Below are 18,917 nucleotides of genomic sequence, written 5' to 3'. Positions count from 1 at the left end.
AATCGTTTGCAGGACTCCGCTATGGACGAGTCGTGCCGCTAAACGGCAATATCCAAGGGAGAGACACATGCAGAGGGTTCGCACCATTTTGTTGGTCAGCAGCGCGCTGATGTTCGCCGTGCCTGCGTTCGCGCAGAGCGCCGCGCCAGCCGCCGCCGCACCGGCAACCGCCGACACCACCGGCAAAGACGACATCGTCGTGACCGCCGTCGCGCGCGGCCAGAACCGGCTGGACAGCTCGGTCTCGGTCAGCTCGCTCAATTCCGCCGCGATCGCCAATGCCGCGCCGCGGTCGGCCGCAGAACTGTTCCGCAGCCTGCCCGGCATCCGTTCCGAATCGTCGGGCGGTGAAGGCAATGCCAACATCCAGGTGCGTGGCATTCCCATCTCCACCGGCGGCGCAAAGTTTCTGCAGTTGCAGGAAGACGGTCTGCCCGTGCTGGAATTCGGCGACATTTCGTTCGGCAATGCCGATATCTTTCTGCGCAGCGATTTCAACATCGCCCGGGTTGAAGCCGTGCGCGGCGGTTCCGCATCGACCTTTGCATCGAATTCGCCAGGCGGCGTGATCAACCTGATTTCCAAGACCGGCGATCAGGAAGGCGGCTCGATCCAGGGCACGGTCGGCCTCGATTACGGCGAATACCGCATCGACACCGATTACGCCGGCAAGATTTCCGAAGGCCTGAATTTCCACGTCGGCGGCTTTTACCGCGTCGGCGAAGGCCCGCGCCGCGCCGGTTATGACGGCAACAAGGGCGGCCAGATCCGCGGCAACATTACCAAGACCTTTGACAAGGGCTTTTTCCGCCTGAACTTCAAATACCTGAACGATCGCGCGATCGGCTATCTGCCCAGCCCGGTGCGCGTCAACGGATCGGACAGCAACCCGCATTATGAAGGCCTGCCTGGCCTCAGCCCCAACAACGACGCCATCCACAGCATCTATTTCACCCGCGCGGTCACGCTTGACGGGCAGAACAATCGCGAAGTCGACGATATCCGCGACGGCATGCACCCGATCGTCAAATCGATCGGTTTTGAAACCCAGTTCGACGTGGCCGATGGCTGGATCGTCAACGACAAGTTCCGTTATGCCGACATCTCCGGCCGGTTCATTTCGCCGTTCCCGGCCAGCGTCGACACGGTCAGCACCCTGGCCGCAGGGATCGGCGGCGCGGGCGCGACGGCGACATATGCCAACGGGCCGATGGCCGGCCAGGCGGTTCCCGCCGGCACCTATGCCATGGACGTGGTGCTGTTCAACACCAAGCTGAACAGCCTCAACAACGTCACCAACGATTTCAAGGTCAGCCGCAAGTTCGCCACCGGCAACGGCGGTGCGGTCAATTTCACCGCGGGCTTCTACAAATCGCGCCAGACCATCGACATCGACTGGACCTGGTCGTCGTATCTGCTTGAGGCGAAGGGCAACAATGCCGCGCTGATCGACGTCAAGAATGCCGCCGGCGCGCTGCAGACCGACAACGGGCTGGTGGGTTACAGCGCATCGTTCTTTGGCGGTTGCTGCCGCCGCAGCTACAAGCTCGATTACGATACCAACGCGCCCTATGTGCAACTGGGCTATAGCCAGGACAAGCTGACCGTCGACGCCAGCGCGCGTTATGATGCCGGCAATGCACGCGGCTATGTCGCAGGCGATGGCCCCACCGCGCCGTTTGACGTCGACGGCAACGGGGTGATCTCTGCCCCGGAAAAGCTGACCTCCACGCTGCCGCTGGGGGCACAGCGCCCGGTCAACTACAACTACAACTATTGGTCCTATTCGGTCGGGGCCAATTACCGCGCATCGCAGGAATTGTCGCTGTTTGCCCGTTACAGCAAGGGTGGCCGCGCCAATGCCGACCGGTTTGTGTTTGGCGGCAACACCAGCGCAACCACCGGCGCATTGCTGCCGGGCGCGCGCCCGGTCGATTTCGTCCGCCAGGCCGAAGTGGGCACAAAATACCAGACCGGCGCGCTCAGCCTGTATGGCACCGCGTTCTATGCCCGCACCGAAGAACAGAACTACGAAGCGACCACGCAGCGGGCGACCGCCAACACCTATCGCGCTTATGGTCTGGAATTCGAAGGCAACTACCGCGTCGGCGCCTTTGCGCTGGCGGCCAGCGGCACCCTGACCAATGCAAAGATCGTAAAGTCGCTGGATGCCACCGTGATCGGCCACAAACCGCGCCGGCAGGCGGACTTTATCTACCGCATCACGCCCACCTACACCACCGGGCTGTTTACGCTGGGTGCCAGCGCGATCGGCACCACCGCCAGCTATACGCAGGACAGCAACCAGTTGAAGCTGCCCGCCTATACGCAGATCAACGCGTTCGTTTCGGTGCGACCGATGGAGCGCGTGCAGGTGTCGGTGAACGCCAACAACCTGTTCAACACCACCGGCTTTACCGAAGCGGAAGAAGGTTCGATCCCCGCCAACGGCATTGTCCGCGCCCGTTCGATCAACGGTCGCACGGTATCGGCATCGGTCAAGTTCGACTTCTGACGAGCCCCCCCCTGCCCCGGGCGCGCGAATACCGCGCCCGGGGCATTTTTGTATGCGTTTGGATTTAGCCCCATGACGAGTGTCTGGTCGGCGCTGGCGGTTGCCGCCATTGCCGACAATCCCGTCCCGACCGCGCCGGTCATCGATCTGGCGGCCTGCCCCCCGGTCCTGCCCGGATTTGATGTGTGGGATTATTGGCCGGTGCAGGAATGCGACAGTCGCACCGCGGTGATCGCGGGCGGCACGCTGTTCATGCTGCTGTCGGCCCCCGTTTTGCCCGATCCCGACCAGCGCCACGCCATCGCGCGCATCCGCCTGATGCACCACACCCCTGGCGGTTGGCACGACCTGGGCCCGGCCCTGCCCGATGGCCTCGCCCCCGGCAGCCGCGAATGGTCCGGCTCGGCCATCATTTCGCCCGATCACGACCGGGTCACGCTGTATTTCACGGCGGCGGGCCACCGGGATGAGGCGGTCGTCAGTTTCGACCAGCGATTGTTCGAAACCAGTGCAGATCTGCACATCCATCACGGCGTGCCCGCCTTGCTCGACTGGACCGCGCCGGTCGAATCGGTACGCGCGGATGGCGCGATCTATGCGCGCGACATGGCCGGCGGCGGCGCAATCGGCACGATCAAGGCGTTTCGCGATCCGACCTGGTTTTGCGATCCGGCCGACAATGCCGCCTATCTGATTTTTGCCGCGTCGCTCGCACAATCCGCCTCGCACTGGAACGGCGCAGTGGGTGTGGCGCGCCGCGACAGCGGCCAGTGGGTGCTGCGCGCCCCAATCATCACTGCCGACGGGCTTAACAACGAACTGGAACGTCCGCATATTGTCCACCACAACGGCCGTTACGTCTGTTTCTGGTCCACCCAGCGCAAGGTGTTTGCCGATGGCGGCCCGGCCGGCCCCAACGGCCTGTACGGCATGGTCGCAGACCGCATCGACGGGCCGTGGGCCCCGCTCAACGGCACCGGGCTGGTGTTCGCCAACCCGCTGACATCACCGGTGCAGGCCTATAGCTGGCAAGTGCTGGCCGATCTGAGCGTAATCAGCTTTGTCGACCGCCCCGGGCTGGCCGACGATAGCGCCGACCCGACGATTGCGCGCCGCCATTTCGGAGGCACCCCCGCCCCCGTGCTGCAACTGGCGCTGGACGGGAATCGCGCCTGGCTGGTGTGATCGCAACATGAGCCCCTCCCCTCAGGGGAGGGGTTGGGGAGGGGTGTCCGACGCTGCGAATTGTCACATGCCATCGCGGTCTCGGACACCCCCTTGCGGGCACTCTCCCTGAAGCGGAGGGCTTTTACTTCTGTGCCTTATGCAGTCGATCACGACCGTCGCGAGGCGCGTGTTCCCGGCGACACCAGGCCCTAACCCAATGGCCGCCCGGACGCGCGGTTGCGGCGGCGGATCAGGCCGGGCATGAACCGCGCCGCAAACTGCGCAGACCGCGCGGTTTTGCCCACCAGCGTGTGCAGGCGGTCGCCGTGGACGGCGTTCCATGCCGCTTCGGCCACTTCGACCACCGGCGTGATTTCCAGCCCGGCCTGCATCACACGATCGCGGATCGGGGCATTGGTCTTGCGGTTGGGGGCGATGTCGATCAGCGGGGTTTCGATAAAGCCAGGCATCAGGTCGCGCACGGCAATGCCATCGGCGGCCCATTCGCCATCCAGCGATTCGGTCATCGACCGCACGCCAAACTTGGTGGCCGAATAGACCGATCCGCCAGGCACGCCGTAAATCCCTGCGGCGCTGGCGGTGTTGAGCAGGCATGACCCCGGCGCACGCGCCTTTAACCAGGGATAGGCGGCCTGCGCGCCAAAAATCACGCCCTTCAGATTGATGTCCAGCGTGCGTTCGATCTCTTCGGTCGCCAGATCGGTCAGCGCGCCGCCGATCGGGATGCCGGCATTGTTGAACACCACGTCGATCCCGCCGGCCACCGCCGCAAACGCCGCCAGCGCCTCATCCCAGGCTGCCCGGTCGCGCACATCCAGCCGCACGGTAAAGCAACGCCCTGCTGGCAACAGCGCGGCGGTTTCGGCCATGCCCGCCTCGTTGATGTCGGCAACCCCGACATGCCAGCCCTGGCTGGCAAACTTGATCGCCACCGCGCGACCGATGCCCGATCCGCCGCCGGTGATGAAGATTGCTTTTGTGGTGGCCATGCCGTCCTGTCCCGTCGTTGTTTGGTGTTGCCGGCCGATGTGGCACAGCCAGTGGCGCAATCAAAGCGCCGGGTTGTTGTAGCAATGCCAGGTGAAAATCGCGACCGCGCCGCGATGCGGGCGCCATTCCTCGGCCAGCGCGCGCGTCGCCTTTTCATCCGGGCGTGCCTCCATCGTCAGCAACCGCCCCAGCCCGGCCTGGACCGCCAGATCGCCCGCCGGCCAGATATCGCCACGCCCCTCGGCAAACAGCAGATAGATTTCCGCCGACCACCGCCCGATGCCCTTGATCTGCGTCAGCACGGCGATCGCCTCTTCATCATCGGCGGGCAAGCCATCGAAATCGATCGCGCCGGCCATGACCAGTTCGCACAGCGACCGCGCATAGCCCTGTTTCTGCCGCGACAGCCCGCATCCGCGCAGATCATCAAACGATGCGGCGATCACGTCGGCGGGCATCATGCCGGTGCCCAGCAAGCCCTCCAGCTTGGCCCAGACCGACGCCGCCGCCGCCACGCTCACCTGCTGGCCGACAATCGTGCGCAACAGCGTTTCCCAGCCGCGTGCGCGGATGCGCGGATCGGGATAGCCGACGCGTTCGATCGCGGCGGCCAGCGCGGGCGTGATCCGGCCAACATGGTCCAGCCCATCGCGAATCTGTTCAACGGTCAATCCCACCGGCGTTATCCCCCCTTATGGCTGTGCCGGTCCGGCCATCCTTTTGGGGTGGGACATCGGGCGGGCTTGCCAAACTGGCCGATGAGCGATAGCAGCCCCGCCCAAAGAGGGACAGGCGTCAGACCCATTGGCTGAGAGAATTGCGCCACTGACCTTTGCGAACACACAACCTTGCCAATCATGACGGAGACCTGGGACCATGCCAAAGCTGACAGTCGTAAACCGTGCGGGCGACGAAAAGACCATTGATGCCACCACCGGAACCACGGTGATGGAAGCGATCCGTGACAACGGTTTTGACGAACTGCTGGCGCTGTGCGGCGGGTGCTGTTCGTGCGCGACCTGCCACGTGTTTGTCGATCCGGCCTTTGCCGACAAACTGGCACCGATGAGCGAGGATGAAAACGACCTGCTCGACAGTTCGGAACACCGCAGCGACGCGTCGCGCCTGTCGTGCCAGCTGCCAATCACCGACGCCATGGACGGCCTGATCGTGACGATCGCGCCCGAGGATTGATCAAGACCGGGCCGCGCACCTTTGTGCGGGCCCGGACGAATGCCAAAAAGGCCCGCCTGCCCCTTGGCAGGCGGGCCTTTTTGCTGAATGCAGCGCACGGGATTTGTGCGAGCGGGAGAGAATCATGGGCGTGCGGCAGTGGATCACAACAGCGGCGCAGGCGATCACGACGGGCACGGTTGCGCTGGCCGCACTGCTGCCGATCGCCGCCATGGCAAAGCCGGTGCTGCTGATTTCCATCGACGGGTTGCGCCCGGCCGACGTGATCGAGGCAAAGGAGCGCGGCATCAACCTGCCCAACCTGACCGCGTTTCTGGCCAATGGCAGCTATGCGCAGGGCGTGGTTGGCGTGCTGCCGACGCTGACCTATCCCAGCCACACCACGCTGATCACCGGGGTATCGCCGGCCAAACACCACATCGTTGCCAACACCACGTTCGATCCGATGCATATCAACGATGATGGCTGGTACTGGTATGCGCAGGACAACACCGCCGAAACGCTGTGGGATGCGGCCTTTCGCGCGCGGCTGACCACCGGCAATGTGCACTGGCCGGTGTCGGTTGGCGCAAATCACGTGACCTGGAACCTGCCGCAGATCTGGCGCACCGGCCATGCCGATGACCGTAAGCTGGTGCGTGCGCTGTCCACCCCCGGCCTGGTCGCCGAACTGGAAAGCCAGCGCCGCGAAGGCTATGCCGATGGCAAGGATGAAACCCTGCCCAGTGACAAGCTGCGCGCCGGGTTTGCCCAATCGCTGATCCGCCACCACCAGCCCGGTTTCATCACCGTCTATCTGACCGCGCTCGATCATCAGCAGCACCTGACCGGCCCCGGATCGCCCGAAGCGCACCAGACGCTGGAGGCAATCGACGGCCTGGTCGGCGATATCATGGCGATCGAACACCAGTTCCACCCCGATGCAGTGGTGGCGGTGGTCAGCGACCACGGCTTTGCCACTGTCGACACCGCGATCAACCTGTACCGCCCGTTCATCGACGCCGGGCTGGTGACCGTCGATGCCACGGGCAAGATCAGCGGGTGGGAGGCCAGCCCCTGGGCCACCGGCGGATCGTTTGCGATCGTGCTCGCCCGCCCGGATGATGCCGCCCTGGGCGCCAAAGTTGGCGCGTTGCTGGAAAAACTGGCCGCCACACCCGCCGCGCATATTGCCCAGGTCATCACCGAACCAGCCATCGCAGCGGCGGGCGGCAACCCGCGCGCAGCGTTCTATGTGAATCTGAAAATCGGCGCAGTGGCCGCGCCGTTCATCAGCAGCCAATTGCCGATGCTGCTGCCATCGGCAGCGTACAAGGGCATGCACGGCTATTTCCCCGCCGCGCCCGAAATGCGATCAACCTTTCTGATCGCCGGCCCCGGCATTGCCAAGGCCCGCAACCTGGGCGAAATCGACATGCGCAGCATCGCCCCGACGCTGGCCCGCGCGATGGGCGCAACGCTGCCGGGCGCGGAAAAGCCACCGCTGGCTGTGGCGCCCTGATGCCTCCGGCGGCAAAGGGCTATCGCCCTTTGATCGCGGGCGTTCAGAGCGTGATGACTTTAGGCGGGCTGCTGGGTCGGGTTGGGACACCGCACCACTGCACCCGGCCTGAATGCCCAGCCTGACGAATGCATGATACGGATTGCGGCGCCATTGCGTTCGGTGTCCACCCGCAGGCAATTCCCATCCGACGCCGTATTTTCGCTGTCTGCAAAAACCGTCTTGTATTCACCAGGGTCGATACAAAAATCGCCAAAATAATCCCGCAGCTGGATATGGCTGCAGGCGCTTTTGCCGTGCGTGCGGTAGGCACGCGCGATCGCGAAATCTTCAACCTTACGGACAACCTGCGGGCCGGAGAAGTCGATCAGCTGAAACGCCTGTTCAACCAAAGTCATGCCCGCGAGTATGCCGGCGATCAGCCCGCAAAAGAAAAAGGCGATCGCGGTAACTCGGTTTGATGATCGGGACACCGGTTTGACAATGGCGATAAGCAAGGAAAACGCCAAACCCGTCACAATTCCAAAGCCAATGGCGCCCTTGACCACCGCGTCGCTGTGATCAGGGTACAATTGCGTCGTGGTTCCAGACACCCAGTGCAACGGAACACCGGTGAACATCACGACAATAAGCACAACCACCAGGTTGCGCTGCAGGAAACTGCCTGATTCAGACTTTGCGCCGCTCACCATCCAAAGGCTCCTTTGCGCCGCGATGGCCATTCACGGGATCAAAGGACAATAGCCATTTGCCGCCGAAGGCAAAAACTTAAAGCGCCAGCCCCGCCGTTTCCGGCAGCCCGCTGATCAGGTTCAGGCTTTGCACCGCCGCCCCGCTGGCGCCTTTGCCCAGGTTGTCGAGTTCGGCCACCAACCGCGCCTGTGCCCCATCAGCGCCGGCGATCACGCGCAGGCGCAGGCCGTCCCATGCCGGGGCGTGTTCGCGCAGTACGATTTCGCCGGGGTCGGCCGCGTCGTCCTCCACCGTGACCACGGCCGATCCGGCGTAGAACGCCTTCAACGCTTCGCGCAGCAACGCAGGATCGGGCGCGCCGGGAATGATCGACAGCGGCAGCGGCACTTCGACCACCATGCCGCGATAGGCCGCGACGACCGCAGGCGCGAACAGCGGTGGAATGGCCAGGTGGGTATAGGCCTGCATTTCGGGCACGTGTTTGTGCCCGAACGCCAGCGCATAACCGCGCCAGGCAATATCGGGTTCGGCCGCAAAACGTTCGATCAGCGCCTTGCCCCCGCCCGAATAGCCCGAAACCGCGTGGCAGGTATAGGGCCACGCCACCGGCAGCAGCCCGGCGCGCACCAGCGGCGCCAGCAGCGCGATAAACCCGGTGGGATAACACCCCGGATTGCTGATCCGCCGCGCCGCCGCCACGGTATCGCGCCCGACCAGTTCGGGAAAACCATAAGTCCAGCCATCGGCAACACGGTGCGCGGTAGAGGCATCGATCACCCGCGTGCGGTCATTGGTGATCAGGCCGACCGCTTCGCGTGCGGCATCGTCGGGCAGGCACAGGATAACCACATCGGCATCGTTCAACGCTTGGCTGCGCGCCCCGGCATCCTTGCGCCGGTCATCATCGAGCATGATCAGCGAAAATTCCGGCCGACCCGCCAGCCGCGCGGCGATTTCCAGCCCGGTCGTGCCCGCCGCGCCATCGATGAACACCGCGGTGGTCATGCCACCGCCAGCGCGGTCATCGCCACATAACCGACCAGCCCGTGATCATCATGCTGGCCCCAGGCCCACCCGCCGGCGATATCCAGCACGTTGAACACCGCGCCGGGTGCCAGCGTGGTCAGCACATCACCATCGACCCGGCCCAGCCGCCGCAGCGGCGCGCCGTCGGCGCCCACGTGGTGGGGCATCGGCACGGCATAGTGCGGCACAAAGATCTGCCCGGCGCAGCGGATATGCGCCAGATCGCCGCGCACCGGCCGGTGCAGCGGGTCGATCGGCTGCGACGGATGCGCCAGCGGAAAGTCGCGCTCGGTCAGCGGCAAGGGTTCGGGCAGAAGGTCAGCGCGCAAAGGTTGATTGTCCCGCAAAGGCAAAGCCGGGCGCCTAGGGGAATTGATCCCGCCGATCAAGTCGCGCGCTCAAAGCGTGCCAGCAACAGTCCCCATGCGGCACGCAGGCCCAGCGCTTCGCCGCCTTTGGGTCGCCCCGGTTTGGCGGTCGGGCGCCAGGCAAAGGTATCGTAATGCACCCAGTCGATGCCTTCGCCAACAAACCGGTCCAGGAACAGCGCGGCCACGGTCGCCCCGGCAAACCCGGTGGCATGGCTGTTGACCATGTCGGCCACATCCGATTTCAGATATTCGCGATAACCATCGTGCAATGGCAGGCGCCACACCGGATCATCGCGGTCCAGCCCGGCCGTGGCCAGCGCGGCGGCGGTATCGTCGCGGCGGGTGAACACCGCGGGCAGATCAGGCCCCAGCGCGACCCGCGCGGCCCCGGTCAGCGTCGCAAAATCGATCAGCAGTTCGGGTGCCGCCGCACTGGCGCGGGTCAGCGCATCGCCCAGCACCAGCCGCCCTTCGGCATCGGTATTGGTAATTTCGATCGACAGCCCCTGGCGCGACCGCAGCACATCGCCCGGACGCATGGCATTGCCCGAAATCGCGTTTTCCACCGCCGGGATCAGCAGATGCAGGCGCACCGGCAGCGCGTGTTCCATCACCAGCCGCGCCAGCGCCAGCGCATGCGCGGCGCCGCCCATATCCTTTTTCATCAGCGCCATGCCGCTGCTGGGCTTGATATCCAGCCCGCCGCTGTCGAAACACACGCCCTTGCCCACCACCGCCACACGCGGATGGCGCACGTCGCCCCATTCCAGTTCGATCAGGCGCGGCGCATGGTGGCGCGATGCGGCGCGGCCCACCGCGTGGACCATCGGATAATCGCGTTCCAGCGCATCGCCCGCCACGACATGGATTTCGGCGCCAAAACTTTTCGCCAGGCTGCGCGCCTCGGTTTCCAGTTGCGCCGGGCCCATGTCTTCGGCCGGGGTGTTGACCAGATCGCGCACCAGCGCGATGGCGCCGGCCTCGGCCACCGCAGGCGCCAGCGCCTTCACCTCTGTGGTCAGCAACACACGCGGATCGGTATTGGCACCATCGGTCTTGTAGCGGTCAAACCGGTATTGCGCTGCGATCCAGCCGACCAGCGCGGCGGCGATCCGTGGCACGCCCGGTTGAGAAGCGTGCGCCACCACGCGATAAGTGCCGCCGGGCAAACCTTCTGCCAGCCGCGCCAGGCACCAGCACCCCAGCGCATCGCGCGCATCGATCCCGCCAAGCGCAAACCAGCCCAGGCCATCGGGCACGATCGCCAGTTCGCCGGCTGCGCCTTCGAATTTCTGCGCGGCGATCGCGGCACGCTGGCCTTCGTTCAGGCTGCGCAGCACGGCATCCAGCCCGGGCTTGGCGACCAGGTGGATGGCAATGGCTTTTTGCCCGCGATCGGGCTGTATCAGGGCGTTGAGATCGGTCATGGAAAAGCGTCTAACGCCAGCAGCCTGCGCACGCATAGCGGAAAGTTGCGCACCATCTCGCCAGACCGCGCAACAATCGCTACATGGCGGGCATGACCGACTATGTAATCGCCGACGACACCGATATTCAGCCGCGCGACGGCACGATCAAGCTGCACGGCCCGGCCGCGTTTGCCGGCATGCGCGCCGCCGGGCGTCTGGCTGCCGAAATCCTGGATGCCCTGGCGCCGCTGGCAGTACCGGGCGCATCGACCGAAGACCTGGACGCAGTGGTGCGCGACATGACGCTGGCGGGCGGTGCGATCCCGGCCACGCTGGGCTATCGCGGCTATACCCATTCGTGCTGCATTTCGATCAACCATGTGGTGTGCCACGGCATCCCGTCGGACCGCACACTGCGCGACGGCGATATCGTCAACATCGATGTCACCCCGCTGCTGGATGGCTGGCACGGCGATTCCAGCCGCATGTTTCTGGTCGGCGATGTGCCGTTGAAGGCGCGCCGGCTGGTCGAAGTGACCTATGAATGCCTGATGATCGGCATCGAGGCGGCGCGCCCCGGCGGCCGGCTGGGTGACATCGGCGCGGCGATCCAGGCCCATGCGGAGGCGCATCGTTATGGCGTGGTGCGCGATTTTTGCGGCCATGGGCTGGGCCGGCTGTTTCACGATTCGCCCGAAGTGGTGCATGCCGCGCGCGCCGGCACCGGCCCCGAACTGCGCCCCGGGATGATGTTCACGATCGAACCGATGATCAACCTGGGCAAACCGGCAGTCAAAATCCTGGAAGATGGCTGGACGGCGGTCACCCGCGACCGGTCATTGTCGGCGCAGTTCGAACATTCGATCGGCATTACCGAGGACGGCGTGGAGATTTTTACGCTCAGCCCGCTGGGCCGGCATTGCCCGCCTTATATCTGAATTCGGCGTACGATTGCGATGCTGCCCAAAAAATGGGCAAGTCTTGCGCAAATTTTGCGCATGTTTTGGATAGCTGAACGAAATTTGTGCAATGTTTGATGTGCAAAATTTAACAGATTATTATCCGGCCCACGCATTTTGCGGCTTCCGCCTTTGTTGACATTGGCCTACGGAACAAAATTGGCACGGGCGGCGATTCTTGTTACGAGTGGCCCACGTTCAACCACCGCCGGGTTCGTTTCGGTATTGCCCGGGTGCATGCACGCCCGGGTTGGCGCCGAAACGAAACGGTCTGCACAGGGTCAGATCGAGTGAAGAAGATCGAAGCGATCATCAAACCCTTCAAGCTGGATGAAGTCAAAGAGGCGCTTCACGAAGTGGGCGCATCGGGGATCACCGTTACCGAGGCCAAGGGCTTTGGCCGCCAGAAAGGCCATACCGAGCTGTATCGCGGCGCCGAATATGTGGTCGATTTCCTGCCCAAGGTAAAACTTGAAGTGGTGGTATCCGACGCGATGGTCGACCGCGTGGTAGAGGCGATTGCCGCCGCCGCCCAGACCGGCCGCATCGGCGATGGCAAGATTTTCGTCATCCCGGTTGAAAGCGCGTTGCGCATCCGCACCGGTGAACGCGACGACGACGCGATCTGATCGGTCCGGACATTCTGGACCGGGGCGGCGATCGCGCCAAACCAGGTTCGACCCGGGCAGTGACCCTTTGAAAAACACGCCTGAACAGCAGCTTTGAATACCGTAATTTCCAACCCCAGCCACCGTGATAATCCCGCCACAGGCGGGTCAACGCAAAGGATCAACAATGGCATCTGCGAAGGACATCATCGCCCGGATCAAGGACGAGGAAATCGAATGGATCGATCTGCGGTTCACCGACCCGAAGGGCAAATGGCAGCACCTGACGATGGTCGCATCGGTGCTGGGCGAAGATGAGCTGGAATCAGGCCTGATGTTCGACGGTTCGTCGATCGAAGGCTGGAAGGCGATCAACGAATCCGACATGATCCTGAAACCCGACCTTGATTCGGTGTGGGTCGATCCGTTTTCGGCATCGCCGATGCTGATCATCAATTGCGACATTGTCGAACCGTCGACCGGCGAACTGTACAGCCGCGACCCGCGTTCCACCGCCAAGCGCGCCGAAGCATTCCTGAAAACGACCGGCATCGGCGACACCATCTATGTCGGGCCGGAAGCCGAATTTTTCGTGTTCGATGACGTGAAATTCTATGACGGGTATGACGGCAACGGTTTCCGCATCGATGATATCGAACTGCCGACCAACACCAACCGCACCTATGAAGCCGGCAACATGGGGCATCGCCCGCGCGCCAAGGGCGGCTATTTCCCGGTTGCGCCGGTTGACAGCCTGGTCGACATCCGTGGCGAAATGGTCAAGACCATGCTCGACATCGGTCTGCCGTGCGACAAGCACCACCACGAAGTGGCCGCGGCGCAGCACGAACTGGGCCTGACGTTCGGTACGCTGGTGCAGACCGCCGACCGCATGCAGATCTACAAGTATGTCGTGCACCAGGTCGCCGCCGCCTATGGCAAGACCGCCACGTTCATGCCCAAGCCGATCAAGCAGGACAACGGATCGGGCATGCACACCCACATGTCGATCTGGGCCGAAGGCAAGCCGCTGTTTGCCGGCAACGGTTATGCCGGCCTGTCGGACATGTGCCTGTATTTCATCGGTGGCGTGATCAAGCATGCCAAGGCGCTGAACGCATTCACCAACCCGACCACCAACAGCTACAAGCGGCTGGTGCCCGGTTTTGAAGCGCCGGTGTTGCTGGCCTATTCGGCCCGCAACCGTTCGGCATCGTGCCGCATTCCCTATGGCGCCGGTGCCAAGGCCAAGCGCGTGGAATTCCGTTTCCCTGATGCGATGGCCAACCCTTACCTGTGCTATGCAGCGATGCTGATGGCCGGGCTCGACGGGATCAAGAACAAGATCCACCCGGGCGAAGCCATGGACAAGAACCTGTACGACCTGCCGCCGGAAGAACTGTCGCTGGTGCCGACGGTGTGCGGTTCGCTGCGTGAAGCGCTGGATTCGCTGGTGGCCGACCATGCCTTCCTGCTGGAAGGCGGCGTGTTCACCGAAGACCAGATCGAAGCCTATATCGAACTGAAATGGCCCGAAGTGTCGCGTTGGGAAACCACGCCATCGGCGGTCGAGTTCGACATGTACTACAGCGCGTAAATCTGCGCAGACCTCTACGCGAAAGGCGCCCGGACCCCGGTCCGGGCGCCTTTTTCGTTGCAGCGCATGGTTTTTACGCTGCGACGCACAACCAAACATAAATGCAGGATGAACGGTTTGCCGGGTACGGCGAACCGAGCCACGGCGGGGTTCGCGAATCGGGAGAATTCCCTAGGTATATTCCGATGAGCAAAACCACCCTCCTGCGCACGCTGACCGGTTTTCTGGCCTTGACCGCGGCGATTGGCGCACCTGTCGTGGCGCATGCCCGACTGCAATGCGTGGCCTATGCCCGGCAGATTTCCGCAGTGCAGCTTTCGGGCAATGCGCGCGATTGGTGGGGCAATGCCGGCGGCGTCTATGCCCGTGGCAACGCTCCGAAGGCGGGCGCCGTGCTGGCGTTCCGGTCCACCCATGCCATGCCGATGGGCCATGTCGCGGTGGTCAGCAAAGTGATCGATGAGCGCCATGTGCTGATCAACCATGCCAATTGGTCGCGGCCGGGAATGGTCGAACGCGGCGTTGTTGCGGTCGATGTTTCGGACGCGGGCGACTGGTCGCAAGTGCGCGTTTGGTACGCGCGCAGCGGATCGCTGGGCCTGCGCCCCTCACCCGCCTTTGGTTTCATCTACCCTGCCACGCAAACCGCCAGCAGCGCGCGCGACAACGACACCGATCACGGTTAAGCGTACACCGTCCGCCCCCGGGCGGATGCGCAATCAGGCTGATTTCAGCGCTGGTACCGGGTCCCGCACCGTCAGCAGTTGCCGCATATCCGCTGCCGGCATGGGTTTCCAGTACAGATAACCTTGCGCCAGTTCGCACCCTGCGGACTGCACCAGCCGCGCCTGGGTTTCGGTTTCAACGCCTTCGGCCACCACTTTCATCCGCAGGCTGTGGCCGAGCGAAGCGATCGCGCACAGGATCGCGTTGGCATCGGCATCGCCTTCGATATTCGAAACGAACGCGCGATCGATCTTGATCCGTTCGAATTCGAACAGGCGCAGATACCCCAGGCTGGAATAGCCCTGGCCAAAATCATCGAGCGCCACGCGAAAACCCATGTGTTTCAGATCGCGCAAGGTGGTCAGCACCTGTTCCGACCGGTCCAGCATCACGCCTTCGGTCACCTCCAGCACCACGCGTGACGGGTCCATCCCGGTTTCGGCGATAATCGCGGCCATGGTCGCGACAAAATCGCTGGCCATGATCTGGATCGGCGACAGGTTGACCGAAATGTCGCATTCGGGCCAGTCGCGACATTCGTTGAACGCCGCGCGCAGGATCCAGTTGCCAAGCGGAATCATCAACCCGCCCTGTTCGGCAATCGGCACAAACAGGTCAGGGCGGATCGCACCGCGTTCGGGATGCTGCCAGCGCAGCAGCGCTTCCACCCCGACGATTGCGCCGCTGCCGATGCTGACGATGGGCTGATAGGCCACGCTCAAGTCATCGCGCGCGATCGCCCGGCGCAATTCGGTTTCCAGTTCCAGCCGCAATTTGACGCTGGCATCCATGTCGCGGGTAAAACAGCGATAGCGCGCGCGCCCGCGCTGTTTGGCACGATACAGCGCAATGTCGGCCCGGCGCAGCAATTCGCCCGGGTCTTCGCTTTGCGCCGGGCCCCAGCTGATCCCGCACGAACAGGTCATGTCGATCGAATGGCCCGAAATCACGAAAGTTTCGCGCAGCACCGCCAGAATCTGCCGCCCCAGCATATCGGCAGTGGCGCGACCGCCCTCGGCGCGGCGCAACACGACGAATTCGTCCCCCCCGAACCGCGCGATAAAATCCCCCGCCGGCAACAACCGCCGCAGCCGCAGCGCCACCTGCCGCACCACTTCGTCGCCAACATGGTGCCCCAGCGTATCGTTGATCACCTTGAATGCATCGAGATCGATATAGCCGACAAACACATCGCCGCGCACGCTGCCGTCGATGCACCCGGCCAGGTCCTGGCGCAGCCGTTGCATGTAATGCACGCGATTGGGCAGGCCGGACATGGCATCGTGCAGCGCATTGTGCCGCGCCTGCGCCTCGCTCGCCAGCAATTCGCGGGTGATTCGCCAACTGCGCCGTAACACCACGCTGCCCCCGATCAGCACGCAGGCAAACAGCAGCGCCCACCCCCACAGCATCGGCGTGGTCCGCTGCATGATGATCGGCCCCGGGCTTTTCGCGGTCCAGCGCAGCCAGCCCAGATGGCCGCCATCGATGCTGTGAAGCGCGATGGTGTTGTCGCGCGCCGATGTGCCGGGCGCCAGCGTTACGCCCAGGTCGGGCAGCAACAGATCACGCCGCATGCGCGCCATCGCCTGCGCATCCAGCGGGCGCAGCGTAACATAATAGACCGGCGCGTGGGTAAACAGCCCGGCCACGCGGTCGGGCACGACCGATCCGACCGTCATGATTTCGGGCCGCCCGTCGATCGTCGCCAGCCCGCCGGCCCAGCGCGGCAGCGGCATGCCGGTGCGATCGATCGGCCATGCGGTGCCATCGGGCAGCCGGACCTGCCCGGCCGTGGTGCCCAATGTCATACCCGGCGTGCGACTTTGGGCAATCAAGATGGCGGCCAGCGCCCGCAAGCGCGGCAATTGTGCGTCTTCACCAGTGCGCCCCATCTGCCAGGCGCGCACCAGCGAGCCATCCGAACGCAGCAGAAACGCGCGGTCGATGGTGTAGGTCGCCGCAGCATAAGTACCGAATTCGCGATCGATCCAATCCATATCGCGCGGGGACAGTGCCGCACCATCGACATGGGCAATCGTTTCGTCCCAGTTGATCAGGCCCATTTGCGCGGAAACGGCATTTTCCATGGTGCGCGCCAGAAACCGTTCGACCAGTTGCCGTTCATCATCACGCGACAGATCATCGGCCACCGTGGCCGCGTGTTCAAACGCCAGCAACAGCGCCGCCGACAGCGCAATCAGCCCCAGGAACGTGGCCAGCGCGACCCATCCGGTGCGAAGCCCGGACGCGATCTGCCGCTCCGCATCGGAGGGTCTGACTGGCATGACACCCATGGCATCGGCTTAGGACAACGATTGCCAAGAAACGGTTAGCGGCAAAAGATATCACCCATAGTGTAATTACCTGCAGCGATGGGAAAATCTGGCCCTGCCCATATGGCCAATGCGCGTTGCACGCCGCCACCCGTCTTGCATTTTTGGCCGCGTGCGCCGATGTTAAACACCGCAGCGGGACCAACGCCCGCGCCCCCGGAGGATTCATGCGCGAACTGTTGACACACTATATCGATGGACAATGGGTGGCCAGCGAAGGCGGCCGCCGCTACGAAGTGATCAATCCCGCCACGGAAGAACCCTGTGCGGCGATCATGCTGGGCAGCGAAGCCGATGTGAACAAGGCCGTGGCCGCCGCCAAGCGCGCCTTTGCCAGTTACAGCCAGACCCCGCTGGCAGAGCGCAAGGCGCTGCTGGAACGGATCATCGTCGAATACAAAAAGCGCTTCCCCGATTTTGCCGCCGTGATCAGCGAAGAAATGGGCGCCCCGCTCAGCTTTGCCGGCACCGCGCAGACCGGGGCCGGCCTGGGCTATCTACTGGGCTCGCTCGAAGCGCTGGATTCGATGACCTGGGACACCCCGGTCCCCGGCGCCAATGCGCGCATGGTCTATGAACCGATCGGCGTGGTCGCCGCGATCACCCCGTGGAACTGGCCGCTCAACCAGATCTGCGCCAAGATCGCGCCGTGCATTCTGGCCGGCAACACCGTGATCCTGAAACCGTCGGAAGAATGCCCATCGAACGCGGCGATCTTTGCCGAAGTGCTGGATGCCGCCGGTGTTCCGCCGGGCGTGTTCAACCTGGTGCAGGGCGATGGCCTGGGCGTGGGCGTCGCGCTGACCAAGCATGCCGATGTCGACATGGTCAGCTTTACCGGGTCAACCCGCGCCGGCATCCAGATCGCCAAGAACGCCGCCGACACAGTGAAGCGCGTACACCAGGAACTGGGTGGCAAATCGCCCAACCTGGTGCTGGAACAGGCTGATTTTGCCGCCAATCTGCCTGCCACGCTGTCGGGCGTGATCGCCAACACCGGGCAAAGCTGCATCGCGCCGACGCGCATCCTGGTGCCGGCCGCGCGCAAGGCCGAAGCTGAAACGTTCGTCCGCGACTATTTCGCCGCGGTCAAGGTTGGCCCGCCGACCGAGGAAGGCGCGCATATCGGCCCGGTGGTCAACAAGGCGCAATGGACGAAAATCCAGGGCCTGATCGAAAAGACCATCGAAGAAGGTGCCACCCTGCTGCAGGGCGGCCCCGGCCTGCCCGACAGCGTCAACCGCGGATATTATATCCGCCCGACGGTGTTTGGCGACGTGACCCCCGACATGACCATTTTCCACGAGGAAACCTTTGGCCCGGTCGCGACCATCACCACCTATACCGACATGGATGACGCGATCGAACTGGCCAACCGCACCAGCTATGGCCTGTCGGCCACAATCACCGGCGATCCCGAAGCGGCCAAGGACGTGGTCGGCAAGCTGCGCGCCGGCCTGGTCGCGGTCAACCAGTGGGGCGGCGTCAAGGGCGGTTCGTTCGGCGGCTACAAGCAGTCGGGCAACGGCCGCGAAGGCGGCATCCATGGCCTGAAGGACTTCATGGAAGTGAAGACCATCGTCAACGCGTAAGCGTTGACGCAGCAACGAGCGTCAACGCGTAAGCGTTGGCGCGACAAGGTAAAATGAGGGGGCATGCGCTGCGCGCGTGCCCCCTTTGTTATGGCGACAAATGGTGGCGAAGGAATCCTTGCCCCACCTGTCCAATTTTTTCCCACCCCCCCACGGTCGCTCATCCTTGCATGTTGCGCTTGGCTTGATCTGTAAAGATGATTGAGCCCGAG

At 63.8% G+C, this 18,917-nt stretch carries 16 protein-coding genes; 9 read left to right on the top strand and 7 right to left on the bottom strand.

Annotated features, from left to right (window positions below):
- The first annotated feature begins 67 nt into the window (after nucleotides 1–67).
- Together ABWP89_RS15340 and ABWP89_RS15335 are read left to right on the top strand one after the other, a co-directional pair.
- Nucleotides 68–2,515, top strand: coding sequence for a TonB-dependent receptor domain-containing protein (locus tag ABWP89_RS15340; RefSeq protein ID WP_353230369.1), 2,448 nt, complete (start codon nucleotides 68–70; stop codon nucleotides 2,513–2,515).
- Between the two features lie 72 nt (nucleotides 2,516–2,587).
- Entirely contained in the window at nucleotides 2,588–3,700 is a 1,113-nt protein-coding gene (locus tag ABWP89_RS15335; RefSeq protein WP_353230368.1) for a glycoside hydrolase family 68 protein, read from the top strand.
- A gap of 191 nt (nucleotides 3,701–3,891) precedes the next feature.
- Here the strand turns inward: ABWP89_RS15335 and ABWP89_RS15330 are convergent, their stop codons facing one another.
- Nucleotides 3,892–4,692 (bottom strand): SDR family oxidoreductase, encoded by an 801-nt coding sequence (locus tag ABWP89_RS15330; RefSeq protein ID WP_353230366.1) that lies wholly within the window; start codon nucleotides 4,690–4,692, stop codon nucleotides 3,892–3,894.
- Between the two features lie 60 nt (nucleotides 4,693–4,752).
- Nucleotides 4,753–5,370: a DNA-3-methyladenine glycosylase family protein gene (locus ABWP89_RS15325; protein WP_353230365.1), complete on the bottom strand. Its 618-nt coding sequence runs from the start codon at nucleotides 5,368–5,370 to the stop codon at nucleotides 4,753–4,755.
- Nucleotides 5,371–5,569: 199 nt separating this feature from the next.
- Between ABWP89_RS15325 and ABWP89_RS15320 the strand changes: the two genes are divergently transcribed.
- Nucleotides 5,570–5,887, top strand: coding sequence for a 2Fe-2S iron-sulfur cluster-binding protein (locus tag ABWP89_RS15320; RefSeq protein ID WP_353230364.1), 318 nt, complete (start codon nucleotides 5,570–5,572; stop codon nucleotides 5,885–5,887).
- Nucleotides 5,888–6,011: 124 nt separating this feature from the next.
- The gene (locus ABWP89_RS15315; RefSeq protein ID WP_353230363.1) at nucleotides 6,012–7,388 is read left to right on the top strand and encodes an alkaline phosphatase family protein; all 1,377 of its coding nucleotides are present in this window, start codon (nucleotides 6,012–6,014) and stop codon (nucleotides 7,386–7,388) included.
- A gap of 59 nt (nucleotides 7,389–7,447) precedes the next feature.
- Here the strand turns inward: ABWP89_RS15315 and ABWP89_RS15310 are convergent, their stop codons facing one another.
- Genes ABWP89_RS15310 through ABWP89_RS15295 form a run of 4 tightly spaced genes read right to left on the bottom strand, consistent with a single transcriptional unit; the run spans nucleotide 7,448 to nucleotide 10,905 of the window.
- A complete protein-coding gene (locus ABWP89_RS15310) occupies nucleotides 7,448–8,110 on the bottom strand; it encodes a hypothetical protein (protein ID WP_353230361.1) in 663 nt (220 codons plus the stop codon).
- Nucleotides 8,111–8,156: 46 nt separating this feature from the next.
- Nucleotides 8,157–9,086: an N-acetyl-gamma-glutamyl-phosphate reductase gene (argC, locus tag ABWP89_RS15305; RefSeq protein ID WP_353230359.1), complete on the bottom strand. Its 930-nt coding sequence runs from the start codon at nucleotides 9,084–9,086 to the stop codon at nucleotides 8,157–8,159.
- Nucleotides 9,083–9,436: an SH3 domain-containing protein gene (locus tag ABWP89_RS15300; protein WP_353230358.1), complete on the bottom strand. Its 354-nt coding sequence runs from the start codon at nucleotides 9,434–9,436 to the stop codon at nucleotides 9,083–9,085. Before ABWP89_RS15300 ends, argC begins: the two co-directional genes overlap by 4 nt.
- A gap of 56 nt (nucleotides 9,437–9,492) precedes the next feature.
- Entirely contained in the window at nucleotides 9,493–10,905 is a 1,413-nt protein-coding gene (locus ABWP89_RS15295) for a leucyl aminopeptidase family protein (RefSeq protein WP_353230357.1), read from the bottom strand.
- Between the two features lie 83 nt (nucleotides 10,906–10,988).
- Here ABWP89_RS15295 and map point away from each other — a divergent pair, with 83 nt between their 5' ends.
- The 4 genes from map (at nucleotide 10,989) to ABWP89_RS15275 (ending at nucleotide 14,737) form a co-directional block, all read left to right on the top strand.
- The gene (gene map, locus ABWP89_RS15290; protein ID WP_502915304.1) at nucleotides 10,989–11,825 is read left to right on the top strand and encodes a type I methionyl aminopeptidase; all 837 of its coding nucleotides are present in this window, start codon (nucleotides 10,989–10,991) and stop codon (nucleotides 11,823–11,825) included.
- A gap of 311 nt (nucleotides 11,826–12,136) precedes the next feature.
- The gene (locus ABWP89_RS15285; RefSeq protein ID WP_353230355.1) at nucleotides 12,137–12,475 is read left to right on the top strand and encodes a P-II family nitrogen regulator; all 339 of its coding nucleotides are present in this window, start codon (nucleotides 12,137–12,139) and stop codon (nucleotides 12,473–12,475) included.
- Between the two features lie 166 nt (nucleotides 12,476–12,641).
- The gene (gene glnA / locus ABWP89_RS15280; protein ID WP_353230353.1) at nucleotides 12,642–14,051 is read left to right on the top strand and encodes a type I glutamate--ammonia ligase; all 1,410 of its coding nucleotides are present in this window, start codon (nucleotides 12,642–12,644) and stop codon (nucleotides 14,049–14,051) included.
- A 185-nt stretch (nucleotides 14,052–14,236) separates the two neighbouring features.
- Nucleotides 14,237–14,737 carry a CHAP domain-containing protein gene (locus ABWP89_RS15275; protein ID WP_353230352.1) on the top strand — a complete coding sequence of 167 codons (501 nt, stop codon included), beginning with the start codon at nucleotides 14,237–14,239 and terminating at the stop codon, nucleotides 14,735–14,737.
- A 33-nt stretch (nucleotides 14,738–14,770) separates the two neighbouring features.
- Here ABWP89_RS15275 and ABWP89_RS15270 read toward each other — a convergent pair whose 3' ends face one another.
- A complete protein-coding gene (locus ABWP89_RS15270) occupies nucleotides 14,771–17,065 on the bottom strand; it encodes a putative bifunctional diguanylate cyclase/phosphodiesterase (RefSeq protein WP_353230350.1) in 2,295 nt (764 codons plus the stop codon).
- A gap of 215 nt (nucleotides 17,066–17,280) precedes the next feature.
- Here ABWP89_RS15270 and ABWP89_RS15265 point away from each other — a divergent pair, with 215 nt between their 5' ends.
- Nucleotides 17,281–18,705: an aldehyde dehydrogenase family protein gene (locus ABWP89_RS15265; RefSeq protein WP_353230349.1), complete on the top strand. Its 1,425-nt coding sequence runs from the start codon at nucleotides 17,281–17,283 to the stop codon at nucleotides 18,703–18,705.
- Nucleotides 18,706–18,917: the final 212 nt, after the last annotated feature.

Origin of the sequence: Novosphingobium sp. (genome assembly GCF_040398825.1) — a bacterium.
GTDB lineage: Bacteria > Pseudomonadota > Alphaproteobacteria > Sphingomonadales > Sphingomonadaceae > Novosphingobium.
Note: the sequence above shows the minus strand (reverse complement) of the source record. Positions and strands in the feature narration are given on the sequence as shown.